This window comes from Streptomyces sp. NPDC029164 (assembly GCF_055563995.1).
Window position 1 is genome coordinate 20,135 of the sequence record NZ_JBVHWW010000058.1, and the last position, 13,568, is coordinate 33,702.

General features: G+C 72.5%; 11 protein-coding genes. 7 read left to right on the forward strand and 4 right to left on the reverse strand.

The features are described 5' to 3' along the window. Positions 1 to 256 precede the first annotated feature (256 nt). The 3 genes from ACZ4VT_RS35390 to ACZ4VT_RS35400 all read left to right on the forward strand — a co-directional run bounded on the left by ACZ4VT_RS35390 (position 257) and on the right by ACZ4VT_RS35400 (position 3,579). Entirely contained in the window at positions 257 to 1,171 is a 915-nt protein-coding gene (locus tag ACZ4VT_RS35390; protein ID WP_467955485.1) for a protein phosphatase 2C domain-containing protein, read from the forward strand. 76 nt (positions 1,172 to 1,247) lie between these two features. Then, positions 1,248 to 2,990 carry a pyruvate dehydrogenase gene (locus ACZ4VT_RS35395; RefSeq protein ID WP_467955486.1) on the forward strand — a complete coding sequence of 581 codons (1,743 nt, stop codon included), beginning with the start codon at positions 1,248 to 1,250 and terminating at the stop codon, positions 2,988 to 2,990. A gap of 196 nt (positions 2,991 to 3,186) precedes the next feature. Then, complete coding sequence (locus ACZ4VT_RS35400; protein ID WP_467955493.1) at positions 3,187 to 3,579, forward strand: ATP-binding protein; 393 nt, start codon at positions 3,187 to 3,189, stop codon at positions 3,577 to 3,579. 39 nt (positions 3,580 to 3,618) lie between these two features. On the opposite strand, the gene ACZ4VT_RS35405 is transcribed toward ACZ4VT_RS35400, so the two are convergent. Both ACZ4VT_RS35405 and ACZ4VT_RS35410 read right to left on the reverse strand, forming a co-directional pair. Next, a complete protein-coding gene (locus tag ACZ4VT_RS35405) occupies positions 3,619 to 4,680 on the reverse strand; it encodes a DUF2637 domain-containing protein (protein WP_467955487.1) in 1,062 nt (353 codons plus the stop codon). 224 nt (positions 4,681 to 4,904) lie between these two features. After that, positions 4,905 to 5,780 carry a (2Fe-2S)-binding protein gene (locus ACZ4VT_RS35410; protein WP_467955488.1) on the reverse strand — a complete coding sequence of 292 codons (876 nt, stop codon included), beginning with the start codon at positions 5,778 to 5,780 and terminating at the stop codon, positions 4,905 to 4,907. Positions 5,781 to 5,885: 105 nt separating this feature from the next. On the opposite strand from ACZ4VT_RS35410, the gene ACZ4VT_RS35415 reads away from it, so the two are divergent. Further along, positions 5,886 to 6,548 (forward strand): GntR family transcriptional regulator, encoded by a 663-nt coding sequence (locus ACZ4VT_RS35415; RefSeq protein ID WP_467955489.1) that lies wholly within the window; start codon positions 5,886 to 5,888, stop codon positions 6,546 to 6,548. 92 nt (positions 6,549 to 6,640) lie between these two features. On the opposite strand, the gene ACZ4VT_RS35420 is transcribed toward ACZ4VT_RS35415, so the two are convergent. Together ACZ4VT_RS35420 and ACZ4VT_RS35425 are read right to left on the reverse strand one after the other, a co-directional pair. Beyond that, positions 6,641 to 7,414, reverse strand: a complete 774-nt coding sequence (locus tag ACZ4VT_RS35420) for a hypothetical protein (RefSeq protein ID WP_388840792.1) — start codon at positions 7,412 to 7,414, stop codon at positions 6,641 to 6,643. A gap of 181 nt (positions 7,415 to 7,595) precedes the next feature. Beyond that, positions 7,596 to 9,275, reverse strand: a complete 1,680-nt coding sequence (locus ACZ4VT_RS35425) for a PucR family transcriptional regulator (RefSeq protein WP_467955490.1) — start codon at positions 9,273 to 9,275, stop codon at positions 7,596 to 7,598. Positions 9,276 to 9,528: 253 nt separating this feature from the next. Between ACZ4VT_RS35425 and ACZ4VT_RS35430 the strand changes: the two genes are divergently transcribed. From ACZ4VT_RS35430 to pucD, 3 genes are read left to right on the forward strand one after another with little or no spacing between them, the layout of a single operon-like run. Then, positions 9,529 to 10,425, forward strand: coding sequence for an FAD binding domain-containing protein (locus ACZ4VT_RS35430; protein WP_326587260.1), 897 nt, complete (start codon positions 9,529 to 9,531; stop codon positions 10,423 to 10,425). A 2-nt stretch (positions 10,426 to 10,427) separates the two neighbouring features. After that, positions 10,428 to 11,060, forward strand: coding sequence for a (2Fe-2S)-binding protein (locus tag ACZ4VT_RS35435; protein ID WP_467955491.1), 633 nt, complete (start codon positions 10,428 to 10,430; stop codon positions 11,058 to 11,060). Between the two features lie 2 nt (positions 11,061 to 11,062). Further along, on the forward strand, positions 11,063 to 13,465 hold the full coding sequence (pucD, locus tag ACZ4VT_RS35440) for a xanthine dehydrogenase subunit D (protein WP_362812174.1): 2,403 nt from the start codon (positions 11,063 to 11,065) through the stop codon (positions 13,463 to 13,465). Positions 13,466 to 13,568 lie beyond the last annotated feature (103 nt).

A 13,568-nucleotide genomic window follows, 5' to 3' on the forward strand; every position in this document is an offset into this window, starting at 1 on the left:
CCCACCGTCGCCCCCGGCCCCGCCCACAGCCTCGGCACAGCCTTCGCCCCACGCCTCGGCCCCGCTTCCGCCGTCTGCGCTTCCGGCCTCGCCCGCGCCGGCGGGGGGCGCCGCGCCTCGGGATCCTCGTGCGGGCGGGGTCACCGGGTACGCGCTCGGGGGTGTCGACGTGCCGCCGGTGTCCGGGGCGGAGTTGCCGGTCCGGCGGGCTCAGGCGCCGCGCCCGGAGGACCGGACCGAGGAGGTGCCCGCGCCCGTGCCCGAACCCGCGGCGGACGCCCCGGCGCAGCGGCGGCCCGTGGTGCACCACCTCGGCGACCGCGCGCCCACCTACGCCGCCGAACCGGGCGCGCTCCCGCCCGCCGACCCGGCCGCCCTCGACGCGCTGACCCCGGACACCGTGCTGGAGGGGGCCCGTTACGGCACCTACACCCTGCGCGCCGCCTCCCTGCGCGGGGACTCCGCCCGCTTCCGCGGCGAGGTGCGCCGGGACTTCCTGCTCACCGCCCGCTTCGGCAGCGGCGACGACGCCCTGGTCCTGGTGGCCCTGGCCGGCGGGGACCGGGCCGCGCCCGGGGCCGCGGAGGCCGCCGCCGAGCTGTGCCGCACGGTCGCGGCGGCCGTCGGGCGGAGCCAGGGCCGGCTGGCCGAGGACATCCGCGCCGGCCGCCGCGACGCCCTGCGCTCGGGCCTCCAGCGGCTCACCGACCGGGGCTACGGCCGACTGCGGGCCCGCGCCGCCGAGCTGGGGCTCGCCGAGGCGGCGTACACCGCGGGGCTGCGCGGGCTGCTGCTCCCGGTGGATCCGGAGTGCCGCACCCGGGTGTGCTTCGGTTCCGGCGCGGGCGGGCTGTTCCGGCTCCGTTCGGGCCAGTGGCAGGACCTGGAACCGGCCGCTCCGCCCGGACCGCAGGGAGCCCCGCGATCCGACGACGAAGCCGAGGCCGCGTTCCGGTTCCGCGCGTCCGTGGCCCGGCCCGGCGACACCCTGCTCCTGTGCTCCGGCGGCCTGGCGGAGCCGATGCGCGAGGAGGCCGCCCTCACGGCGGAGCTCGGCGCGCGCTGGAGCGAGGCGGAGCCGCCCGGCCTGGCGGCCTTCCTCGCGGACGTCCAGCTCCGCCTCAAGGGGTACGCCGACGACCGCACGGCCGCCGCGGTCTGGGAGGCGTAACCGGCGCGGACATGGCTGGATGGGAGGCACGTGTGTCGGAGAGACCGGACCGGATACCGGGAAGGGTGCCCCCCTCATGGCCAAGCAGAACGTGGCGGAGCAGTTCGTCGACATCCTCGTGCGCGCCGGCGTGCGGCGGATGTACGGAGTCGTCGGCGACAGCCTCAACCCGGTGGTGGACGCGATCCGCCGGACAGGTGACATCGACTGGATCCAGGTGCGCCACGAGGAGACGGCGGCCTTCGCGGCGGGCGCCGAGGCCCAGATCACCGGCCGGCTCGCCGCCTGCGCGGGCTCCTGCGGACCGGGGAACCTGCACCTGATCAACGGGCTGTACGACGCCCAGCGTTCGATGGCTCCGGTCCTCGCGCTCGCCTCGCACATCCCCTCCGGCGAGATCGGTCTCGGCTACTTCCAGGAGACCCACCCCGACCAGCTCTTCCGCGAGTGCAGCCACTACAGCGAGCTGATCTCCAATCCGGCGCAGATGCCGCGGCTGCTCCAGACCGCCGTGCAGCACGCCATCGGCCGCAGCGGGGTCAGCGTGGTCGCGCTGCCCGGGGACATCGCCTCCCTCCCCGCCCCCGAGAAGGCGGTGGAGCACGCCCTCGTCACGGCCCGCCCCACGGTGCGGCCCGGCGACGGCGAGATCGAGAAGCTGGTCCGGCTCGTCGACGAGGCGGACAAGGTCACGCTCTTCTGCGGCAGCGGCACGGCCGGGGCGCACGCCGAGGTGATGGAGTTCGCCGGCCGGGTCAAGGCACCCGTCGGGCACGCCCTGCGCGGCAAGGAGTGGATCCAGTACGAGAACCCGTACGACGTCGGCATGAGCGGGCTGCTCGGCTACGGCGCGGCCTACGAGGCCACCCACGAGTGCGACCTGCTCATCCTGCTCGGCACGGACTTCCCGTACAACGCCTTCCTCCCCGACGACGTGAAGATCGTCCAGGTGGACATCCGTCCCGAACACCTCGGCCGCCGTTCCCAGTTGGACCTCGCCGTCTGGGGTGACGTACGGGAGACCCTGCGCGCGCTGAACACGAGGGTGAAGGCCAAGACCGACCGCCGCTTCCTGGACCGGATGCTCAGGAAGCACGCGGACGCCCTGGAAGGCGTGGTGAAGGCCTACACGCGCAAGGTCGAGAAGCACACCCCGATCCATCCCGAGTACGTGGCCGCGGTCCTCGACGAACTGGCCGACGAGGACGCCGTTTTCACCGTCGACACCGGCATGTGCAATGTGTGGGCGGCGCGCTATCTTTCCCCGAACGGCAAACGGCGCATCATCGGCTCCTTCAGCCACGGCTCCATGGCCAACGCCCTCCCACAGGCCATCGGCGCACAGTTCACCGACCGCAACCGTCAAGTGGTGTCGATGTCGGGCGACGGCGGTTTCTCGATGCTGATGGGAGATTTTCTCACCCTGGTGCAGTACGACCTCCCCGTCAAAGTGGTCCTCTTCAACAACTCATCCCTCGGAATGGTCGAGTTGGAGATGCTGGTTTCCGGCCTGCCTTCCTACGGGACGACGAACAAGAACCCCGACTTCGCCGCGATCGCCCGCGCGGCGGGTGCGTACGGGGTCCGCGTGGAGAAGCCCAAGCAGCTCACAGGGGCTTTGAAGGACGCTTTCCGGCACAGGGGACCCGCCCTGGTGGATGTGGTGACGGACCCCAACGCCCTGTCGATTCCGCCGAGGATCAGCGCCGAGATGGTGACCGGATTCGCACTGTCCGCCAGCAAGATCGTGCTGGACGGCGGGGTGGGCCGCATGATCCAGATGGCTCGATCCAACCTCCGCAACGTGCCCCTCCCGTAAGCCCGCAGGAGTGCGGAACCCCCCGGGGGGCATGCATCCCGTAGACCTGTTCGAGAGCATGGACGCGGGGGAGGACATCGCCGTGCGGGTGGGGGCGAAGACCGGGAAGACGTGGTGGAGAGGGAGGCCGGTGCCGCGTGAACCGTCCGCCGGTGAGGACGGGGGAGCGGTGGACGCGCTGTGGATCACCCGGAGCGTGCGCCGGGCCGACCTGAAGGCGGTGGGTGAAGTCCGCCGGGCCTTACGGGAGTTGATGCGCCACCGGTGCCGGACCGATGCGGCCGAGGTGGCCGAGCTGCTGATCACCGAGCTCGTCACCAACGCCCTCGTCCACACCGACCGGGGCGCGGAGGTGTCCGCCAGTCTCGCCGCCACACGCTTACGGGTGGAGGTCCGGGACTACGCCGCACGCCGACCCCGGCCGTACGTACCGACCGCCGACGACGGTACGCACGGCCGGGGACTCGTGCTGGTGCAGGCGCTCGCCGACGACTGGGGCGTGGACGCGCTGGCCCTGGGCAGCGGCAAGGTGGTGTGGTTCGAGCTCGACGGGCGTCACGACGTGCCGTACGACGGAGGGCCTGCCTGAGCAGGCGGGCCCTCCGGGGTCTTTCCCGATCGGGACCGGTCAGCCGAACTGCTGCTCCAGGTCCTTCAGTTTGCGCTCCAGCGAGTCCAGCCGGGGAATGGTCTGGGTGTCGTCCTCGGCGGTGAGGTCCACCGTCCGGGTGCCGGTCACGTCAAGGGATTCGGTTCTGTTCACGGCCTGCAGGGAGGGCCGGCGGCGCAGGGGCAGCTGTCCCGTTTCCGGTATGGCCGGCTCCGCGCCGACCGGCGCGGAGCCCGCTCCCTGGGTCAGTTCGGGCAGCTCGACCTGGCGGCCGCCGCGGGCGCGGCCGAAGGCCCGGTGCTGGCGGCCGAGCGCCCTGATGTGCGCGCGGTCCAGGCGGTGCTGCTCCCGCCTGCGGTGCCGGTCCTGCTCCTTCTCCTTCTTGTCCTCGCGCACCTCGTCCACCGCCTCGTCGAGGGTGCGTACCCCCTCCAGCAGCATGAGCGACCAGGCTCCGAAGGTCTCCCGGGGCGCGCGCAGCCAGCGCACCATCCGGATCTGCGGCAACGGCCGCGGGATCAGGCCCTGTTCGCGCAGGGCCGCCCGGCGGGTCTGCTTGAGGGCGCGGTCGAAGAGCACGGCCGCCGAGAGCGACATCCCGGCGAAGAACTGCGGGGCCCCGTCGTGGCCCATGCCGCGCGGGGCGTGCACCCAGTTGAACCAGGCGGCCGCGCCCGCGAACAGCCAGACCAGCATGCGCGAACCGAGGGCCGCGTCGCCGTGGCTGGCCTCGCGGACGGCGAGCACCGAGCAGAACATGGCGGCGCCGTCGAGCCCGAAGGGGACCAGGTACTCCCAGCCGCCGGTGAGGTTGAGGTTCTGCCGGCCGAAGCCGACCAGTCCGTGGAAGGACAGCGCGGCGGCGACGGCCGCGCAGCAGAAGAGCAGGACGTACGAGGCGGTCCCGTAGACGGCCTCCTTGCGCCGCCGCCGTTCCTCGCTGCGCTCCCAGCTGTCGTCGGCCGCGGCCTTCTCGCTCTCGCGCTTGCCACGGGCCAAGACCGCAACTGCCGCAAGTACGCCCAGGATCAGCAGGCTGCCGGGCAGCAGCCAGTCCAGCGATATGTCGGTCAGTCTCATGCGGATGTCCCTTGCCTCGCGTATGCGGCTATGCGGCTGTGCGGCTTTCCGGGCGCCATAGTGGCGTAGCCGGTGAGCCGTGCACGCGGGTTTCGGGGCAAGTGGACGCCATCGGGGGGCGGGGCCCGCCGGATAGGGTGTTGTGGCTCGAACTGATGCCCGCATAGGCGGAGTTGAGTTCGAATAGGGCCACCCCTTCGGGTGGGTTAGCGGCGGGATCACGCTCAGTAGTCGGCGGTGGCCGCCGTGAGCCGGGCGACGCGGTCCGCGTCGCAGGTCCGGGGGCAGGTGACACAGGTGTCCTCGGGCCGGATCGTGTAGAAGAAGCAGCAGCCGGCCCGGTCCCGGGTGGGCAGCGCGCGGCCGTCGGGACCCGTGAGCGTACGGAATCCCGCGCCCCCGGTGTACGGGGCGGTCGAGCCGGGCAGCAGCGCCTCCAGCTCGGCCATGGCCCGGCGCTCCTCGCCGAGCAGTTCGCCGGCGTACCAGAGGCCTTCGACGACCTCGTCGGTCACCAGGCCCCACAGGGCGCGGCGGCCGCGCCGCATGCGCGGGCCGAAACCTTCCAGCACGGACCCGAGGTGCTGGGCCACCGCGGCCCGCACCTCACCGCGCAGCGCCTCCTCGTCGGGCACGACACGGGCCCCCGGAAGAACGGCCGCCGGGTCGTCCGGCAGGCAGGCGAAGCTCTCGACGCGCACGGACATCCGGCCGAGGGTCCGGTGGAAGGCCACCGTGTCCACCGGGAGGCGGGGCACCCGCCGGTGCAGGAACCACGGCAGCGTGATCAGCAGGCAGGCCGGCCACGCGTACCGGTGCAGCCCGAAGCTCGCGATCACGTCGGGGCGGGCCTGGGCCCCGTAGTCCCGGAGGACCTGGGCCTCGTCCCAGGCGAGGAAGGCGTCCAGAACCGGACCGCCGGCCGCGAGCTCGTCCGCGCCGACCCATCCCCCACCGCGAGGGACGGGGTCGTGCGCGGGCCGCTCGTCGACCAGCAAGCCGCTGTAGACCTCGGCCAGGCGCGCGTACGCATCCGCCACCGGAGAGCCGGCCGGGGCGGAGGGGGCGTGCAGGACAGGGGTCACGACAGTGACGGCCATGGGTGGAACCACCGAATCGCACGATCGTTAACAGGTTAGCCTTACCTTACCCGATCTCGGCCAGGCCTTATCCTCAGGTCAGGCCGAGATCCGGAGGAGGACCGAGTGCACGACACGGCCCGAGCCCGGGTACCCGCACAAAAAACACGGAAGGTGTTGCGCCATTCGGTGCGGGGGCAGATCCTCGACGCCCTGCGCGCGGCCCTGATCGAGGGCGAGCTGGTGCCCGGGGAGATCTACTCCGGCCCCGCCCTCGGGGAGCGCTTCGGGGTCTCAGCGACCCCCGTGCGCGAGGCGATGCAGCAGCTGGCGGTCGAGGGGGCGGTGGAATGCCTGCCGAACCGCGGCTTCCGCGTCCTGTCGCGCAGCCCGCGGGAACTGGCCGAGCTGGCCGAGGTCCGGGCGCTCCTCGAAGTCCCCGTCATGCTCCGGCTGGCCCGTACGGTGCCGGCCGACGCCTGGGAGGCCCTGCGCCCCGAGGCCGCCGCCACGGCGGAGGCGGCCGCGGCGGGCGACCTGCCGGGCTACGCCGAGGCGGACCGGGCCTTCCACCGGGCGGTGCTGCGGCTGGCGGGCAACGCGCAACTGGTGCAGGTGGCCGAGGAGCTCCACCGGCGGGCGCAGTGGCCCCTGCCGGGCGCTCCGCGGGTTCGGCGGGCGGATCTCGTCGCCGACGCGGCGGAGCACTCGGCGCTGCTGGAAGCGCTGATCGCGCGGGACCTCCCGGTGGTCGAGTCCCTGGTCCGCGAACACTTCGCCGGCTCCTGACCGGGGTTCCGCCCCGGCCCCCGACGGCGCCCCGCGCCCACGTCTCGCACGCGGGCGGGCTGAACACCCCGGGACGCCGCAGGGGTGGCGGGCTACGCCGCGGGTGAAGGGGCCGGGGCGGGGTGGAGCTGGTCCGCCAGCCAGGTGGGGATGCCGCCCAGCAGGTGGAAGAGGCGGCGGGCCTCCGCGCGCAGCCGGGTGGCCTCCGGTTCCGGCTCGGCCTCGGCCAGCGCGGCCAGCGCGGGGGCCGTGCCGATCAGGAAGCCCAGGTCCTCCCGGATGCGCAGGGACTCCGCGAAGCCCTTGCGGGCCTCGGCCACCTCGCCGTCCCGCAGGGAGAGCGCGGCCAGGTGCCGCCACGTGAAGGACAGCAGCAGGGTGTCCCCGTGGGCCTCCGCGCCCGCGTGCGCCCGGTGGTACGCCGGCCGGGCCGACTGCGGGGCGTCCGCGAGGTGCTCGGCGACCAGGCCGCGGCGGAAGTCCAGGAGCGGTCGGGTCCGGGACTCCGGGGACAGCAGGGCCGCCGCCCGGCCCAGCGCGGAGCGGGCCTCGTCGGCCCGGTCGCGTACGCCGAGCACGGTGGCCGCGTAAGCCAGCTGGCCCCGTTCGCACGCGGCGGCGCCCCGGTGGTCGTCGTCCTGCGCCACCGCCTCGGCGACCCGCAGCGCGTCCTCGGCCTCGGCCCAGCCCTGGCCGGTGAACAGGCACCGCTCGACCAGCAGCGCGGTGCGCTGGACCGCGGCACCCGCATCCGCGAGGTGCGGCGTCAGCAGCGCCGCCGCGTCGGTCCAACAGCCGCGCGAGCGCAGCCGCCATATCGCCCGCTGGAGGGGGTCGTCCCCTCCGGTTGTTCCGGCACCCGACATGGCGGTATCCGCCACATTGCCCTCCCCAAAGCAACCAAGCAGCACATCGTTGAGCCCTGGGGCGAAATGAGAGCACGGATCGACGGCATCGGCCAAGGGGTCGGGTGAACTCTTTCACAAAGTCCGGACGGATCATCAGCCGTCCCGCGGGCCAGACCCCTCCGGCCGCGGGCGGATCTTCTCAGCTCATGCGCAGTGCGAGGAAGAAGTCGAGCTTGTCCTCCAGCCGGGACAGGTCCCGCCCCGTCAACTGCTCGATTCGCCCGACCCGGTACCGCAGCGTGTTGACGTGGAGGTGCAGCCGCGTCGCGCAGCGGGTCCACGAACCGTCGCAGTCCAGGAACGCCTCCAGCGTCGGGATGAGCTCCGCGCGGTGGCGCCGGTCGTAGTCCCGCAGCGGGTCCAGCAGCCGGGCCGTGAAGGCGCGCCGTACGTCGTCCGGGACGAACGGCAGCAGCAGCACGTGCGAGGCCAGCTCGTGGTGGCCGGCCGCGCAGACCCGGCCCGGGCGCGCCGCGGCCACCCGGCGGGCGTGCCGGGCCTCCTCCAGCGCCCCGCGTAGCCCCTCGGCGGAGTGCACGGCCGCGCTGACGCCCAGCGTGAGCCGGCCGTCGTCGGCCAGGCCGGCCGCCAGGGGGTCCCGTACGGCCGCGAGGAGCTCGTCGGCGTGCAGGGCGGAGTCCGGGCCCTTGTCCTCGCCGGCGTCCCCGGACAGCGAGGGCAGCGGCACGAGGGCGATGGCCTCGTCACCCGCATGGGCCACCGCGATCCGGTCGGACGGCTCCGGCCCGGAGACCGACGGGTCGACGAGGATCTCCTCCAGCAGCGACTGGGCCACCGGGCCGCCGGGGATGTCCCCGCCTTCCCAGTCCACCCGGGCCACGACGACCTGCCAGTGCGGGGCGGCGCCCAGCCCGGGCAGCAGCACCGGGGCCGCCACCCGCAGACGGGCGGCGATCTCGGCGGGCGCGGCACCCGTCTGGACCAGCTCCAGGACCTCCTGTGCGAGGCGGCGGCGCACCGTGCGGGCCGCGTCGCGCCGGTCCCGCTCCACGGCGATCAGCTGGGTGACCCCCTGGAGCAGGTCCAGGCGCTCCGCGGGCCAGTCGCCGGCGTCCGCCTCGACGGCCAGCAGCCAGTCCGACAGCACGGTCTCGCGCACGTCCCGGGCCGCCGGACCTGCCGCGCCGCGCCCGTGTCCCCTGATCGGGAAGAGCGAGTAGGTAATACCCTGGATGGAGATCCGGTGCGGTCCCCTGCGGCCCGTCCGGACCGCCGCGAGGTGCTCGCTCGCCAGTGCTGCGCAGACGCCCGGCGCCAGCGGCTCGCCCGCCCCGGCGATCTGCCGGCCCGTGGGGGACAGCACCCAGGCCCGGAGATCGAGGTCGGTGGTGAGCAGATCCAGCACCACGTCGGGTCCGCCGCCGGCCGGCCCCGAGGTCATGAGGCGGCGGTGGCGGTCCACGACGGCCGCGAGATCACCGGCCCGCTCGCCCGAGACCTGCCGTACGACGTACTCGGTGATGGTGGCGAATGCAACGTCCTCGTTCACCGCGAAGAGCGGCAGCCGGTTGCGCACACAGGCCGAAACGAGATCGTCCGGGATGGCGCCCAGCTCCGCCTCGCCCGCCGCGAGCCCGGCGACGCCGGCGCTCGCGAGGATTCGTACGAACGGCTCGGAGTCGGCTGAATTTCGTCTCCAGGCCAGGCCAGTGAGGACGAGTTCACCCCCCGAGAGGTACCGGCTGGGATCGCGCAGGTCGGTCGTCATGACCCCGCGGACCGTCCGGTCCAGTTCTTCCTCGCCGCCGAGCAGCCGCAGCCCCAGCGCCTCGGTTTCCAGCAGTGCGCGCAGCCGCATGATGTCGCCGCCGATCTGTCTCGAATGTTGCCGTTGGAAATCGGGCAGGTCGTCGCATCCTGCCTTTCATACGAATCTACAAGACGAGGGAGGCCGTCAGCCAACTCCTTCATGGTTTCGGTGACTGCACCCGGGGGACGGGGGGCCGGTGTACTGAGTCCACACCGCGTTAACAGCACGTGAACGACCAGTCGAGGGCCGTAGGCCTCCTGGCTTGAAGTGAACGACACGATGAAGAAGAAGAGAGCCGCACATGGACTTCCTTCGCCCCGCCAGCTGGGAGGAGGCGCTCGCCGCTAAGGCCGAGTTCCCCACAGCTGTGCCGATTGCGGGTGGCACCGATGTGATGGTCGAGATCAACTTCGACCACCGTCGGCCGGAGTACCTCCTGGACCTGAACCGCATCGGTCTCCTGCGGGAGTGGGAGGTCGGCGAGGACGTGGTTCGTCTGGGCGCCTCCGTCCCGTACACGCAGATCATGGAGAACCTCCGCACGGAGCTGCCGGGTCTCGCGCTCGCCTCGCACACGGTCGCGTCCCCGCAGATCCGCAACCGCGGCGGTGTCGGCGGCAACCTCGGTTGCGCCTCGCCGGCCGGCGACTCCCACCCCGCGCTGCTCGCGGCGGGTGCCGAGGTCGAGGTGGAGTCCGTACGCGGCTCTCGCCTGATCCCGATCGACGAGTTCTACACCGGTGTGAAGCGCAACGCGCTCGCCGCCGACGAGCTCATCAAGACCGTCCACGTGAAGAAGGCGGACGGGCCCCAGCAGTACTCCAAGGTCGGCTCCCGCAACGCGATGGTCATCGCGGTCTGCGCGTTCGGTCTGGCGCTGCACCCGGAGACCCGCACGGTCCGCACCGGCATCGGTTCGGCCGCGCCGACCCCGATCCGGGCGAAGGCCGCCGAGGAGTTCCTGAACGCCGCGCTCGAAGAGGGCGGCTTCTGGGAGTCCGGCAAGGTCATCACCCCGTCGATCGCCAAGCAGTTCGGTGACCTCGCCTCCGGCGCGGCCAACCCGATCGACGACGTCCGCGGCACGGCGAAGTACCGCCGTCACGCGGTTGGCATCATGGCTCGCCGCCAGCTCGTCTGGACCTGGGAGCAGTACCGCGGTACCGGCAACGGCCGCTCGCTTGAAGGGGCTGCGTAATCATGCGCGTCAATTTCACTGTCAACGGCCGTCAGCAGGAAGCCGACGACGTGTGGGAGGGCGAGTCCCTCCTCTACGTCCTGCGCGAGCGCCTGGGCCTGCCCGGTTCGAAGAACGCCTGTGAGCAGGGCGAGTGCGGTTCCTGCACCGTCCGCCTCGACGGCGTGCCGGTCTGTTCCTGTCTCGTGGCCGCCGGCCAGGTCGAGGGTCGCGACGTCGTGACCGTCGAGGGCCTGGCGGAGTTCTCCAAGCAGCGTGACGAGCACGGCCACGGCGGTGCCTGCGGCACCGGCGGCGGCTGCGGCGGCAAGGGCGTGTCCCTGGACGCGGCCAAGCAGTGGCAGGCGCACGGGCCGGGCAGCGAGCTCCGCTCGCGGGCGGGCGACTCGCAGACCGGTGAGGGCGTGGAGCTCTCGAACATCCAGCAGGCGTTCATCGACGCCGGTGCCGTGCAGTGCGGTTTCTGCACCCCGGGTCTGCTCATCCAGGCGGACGCGCTCCTGGAGGAGAACTCCTCCCCGTCCGACCAGGACATCCGTGAGGCCCTGTCCGGCAACCTCTGCCGTTGCACGGGCTACGAGAAGATCCTCGACGCGGTCCGCCTCGCGGCCGCCCGTCAGGGAGAGGCGGTCTGACCATGGCTCAGAACACCCGCACCGTGCCCGCCGGTACGCCGACGAACGTCACCCAGAAGCACAACAAGGGCGGCATCGGTGAATCGATTCTCCGCCCGGACGGCACCCTCAAGGTCACCGGTGAGTTCGCGTACTCCTCGGACATGTGGCACGAGGACATGCTCTGGGGCCAGACCCTGCGCAGCACCGTCGCCCACGCCGAGATCGTCTCCATCGACATCTCCGAGGCGCTCGCCATGCCCGGCGTCTACTCGGTGCTGACCTACGACGACCTGCCGGCCGAGATGAAGAACTACGGCCTCGAGATCCAGGACACCCCGGTTCTCGCCAACGGCCGGGTACGTCACCACGGTGAGCCGGTCGCCCTCGTGGCCGCCGACCACCCGGAGACCGCCCGCCGCGCGGCCGCCAAGATCAAGATCGACTACCGCGAGCTGCCGCTCGTCACCGACGAGGCCTCCGCCCTCGCCCCCGACGCGCCGCTGATCCACGAGGGCCGCGACGACCACCACATCGGTCACGTCCCGCACCCGAACATCGTGCACCGCCAGCCGATCATCCGCGGCAACGTGGAGGAGGCCCGCAAGCGCGCCGACGTCATCGTCGAGGGCGAGTACACCTTCGGCATGCAGGACCAGGCCTTCCTCGGCCCGGAGTCCGGTCTGGCCGTGCCGTCCGAGGACGGCGGCGTCGAGCTGTACGTCGCCACCCAGTGGCTGCACTCGGATCTCCAGCAGATCGCCCCGGTCCTCGGCCTGCCGCCGGAGAAGGTCCGCATGACGCTCTCGGGCGTCGGCGGTGCCTTCGGTGGCCGCGAGGACATCTCGATGCAGATCCACGCCTGCCTCCTGGCCCTGGCCACGAACAAGCCGGTCAAGATCGTCTACAACCGCTTCGAGTCCTTCTTCGGCCACGTGCACCGCCACCCGGCGAAGCTCTACTACGAGCACGGCGCCACCAAGGACGGCAAGCTCACGCACATGAAGTGCAAGATCGTCCTGGACGGCGGCGCCTACGCGTCCGCCTCCCCGGCGGTCGTCGGCAACGCCTCCTCCCTCTCGGTGGGTCCCTACGTCCTGGAGGACGTGGACATCGAGGCGATCGCGCTCTACACGAACAACCCGCCCTGTGGCGCGATGCGCGGCTTCGGCGCCGTCCAGGCCTGCTTCGCGTACGAGGCCCAGATGGACAAGCTCGCGGCGAAGCTGGGCATGGACCCGGTCGAGTTCCGCCAGCTCAACGCCATGGAGCAGGGCACGATCATGCCCACCGGCCAGGTCGTGGACGCCCCGGCGCCCGTCGCCGAGCTGCTGCGCCGGGTCAAGGCCCGCCCGCTGCCGCCGGAGCGCCAGTGGGAGTCGGCCGGCGAGGGCGCGGACGTCCGCGCGCTGCCCGGTGGCCTCTCCAACACCACCCACGGTGAGGGCGTCGTCCGCGGCGTCGGCTACGCGGTCGGCATCAAGAACGTCGGCTTCTCCGAGGGCTTCGACGACTACTCCACCGCCCGCGTGCGCCTGGAGGTCATCAACGGCGAGCCCGTCGCGATGGTCCACACGGCCATGGCGGAGGTCGGCCAGGGCGGCATCACCGTCCACACGCAGATCGCCCGTACGGAGCTGGGTGTCACGCAGGTGACCATCCACCCGGCCGACACGCAGGTCGGCTCCGCCGGTTCGACGTCCGCCTCCCGGCAGACGTACATGACCGGTGGCGCCGTGAAGAACACCTGTGAGGCGGTCCGCGAGGCCCTGCTGGAGATCGGCCGGCGCAAGAACGGCTCGTACCACCCGGCGTGGGCCACCGCCGAGCTGCTGCTCGAAGGCGGCAAGGTCGTCACCGACGGCGGCGAGGTCCTCGCGGACATCGCCGACATCCTCGAGGACGAGGCCATCGACCTCGAGCTCGAGTTCCGTCACGCGCCGACCGAGCCCTTCGACCTGGTCACCGGCCAGGGCAACGGCCACGTCCAGTACACCTTCGCCGCGCACCGCGCGGTCGTCGAGGTGGACACCGAGCTCGGCCTCGTCAAGGTCGTCGAGCTGGCGACCGCGCAGGACGTCGGCAAGGCGCTCAACATGCTTTCCGTGGTGGGCCAGATCCAGGGTGGAACCACCCAGGGTCTCGGCGTGGCGATCATGGAAGAGATCATCGTGGACCCGAAGACCGCGAAGGTGCGCAACCCCTCCTTCACGGACTACCTGATCCCGACCATCCTCGACACCCCGACCATCCCGGTCGACGTCCTGGAGCTCGCCGACCCGAAGGCGCCGTACGGCCTCCGCGGTATGGGCGAGGCCCCGACCCTCTCGTCCACCCCGGCCGTCATCGCGGCGATCCGGCAGGCGACGGGTCTGGAGATCAACAAGACGCCGATCCGTCCGGAAGCCCTCACCGGGACCCTCTAGACCGGCGTGGTGGGGGGGGGGGGGGGGGGGGGGGGGGGGGGGGGGGGGGGGGGGGGGGGGGGGGGGGGGGGGGGGGGGGGGGGGGGGGGGGGGGGGGGGGGGG

Excerpts from the sequence above, each read along its gene's own strand:
- ACZ4VT_RS35395 (WP_467955486.1), top strand. The coding sequence starts at position 1,248 with ATGGCCAAGCAGAACGTGGCGGAGCAGTTCGTCGACATCCTCGTGCGC.
- ACZ4VT_RS35405 (WP_467955487.1), bottom strand. The coding sequence starts at position 4,680 with ATGAGACTGACCGACATATCGCTGGACTGGCTGCTGCCCGGCAGCCTG.
- ACZ4VT_RS35410 (WP_467955488.1), bottom strand. The coding sequence starts at position 5,780 with ATGGCCGTCACTGTCGTGACCCCTGTCCTGCACGCCCCCTCCGCCCCG.
- ACZ4VT_RS35420 (WP_388840792.1), bottom strand. The coding sequence starts at position 7,414 with ATGTCGGGTGCCGGAACAACCGGAGGGGACGACCCCCTCCAGCGGGCG.
- ACZ4VT_RS35425 (WP_467955490.1), bottom strand. The coding sequence starts at position 9,275 with ATGCGGCTGCGCGCACTGCTGGAAACCGAGGCGCTGGGGCTGCGGCTG.
- ACZ4VT_RS35430 (WP_326587260.1), top strand. The coding sequence starts at position 9,529 with ATGGACTTCCTTCGCCCCGCCAGCTGGGAGGAGGCGCTCGCCGCTAAG.
- ACZ4VT_RS35435 (WP_467955491.1), top strand. The coding sequence starts at position 10,428 with ATGCGCGTCAATTTCACTGTCAACGGCCGTCAGCAGGAAGCCGACGAC.
- pucD (WP_362812174.1), top strand. The coding sequence starts at position 11,063 with ATGGCTCAGAACACCCGCACCGTGCCCGCCGGTACGCCGACGAACGTC.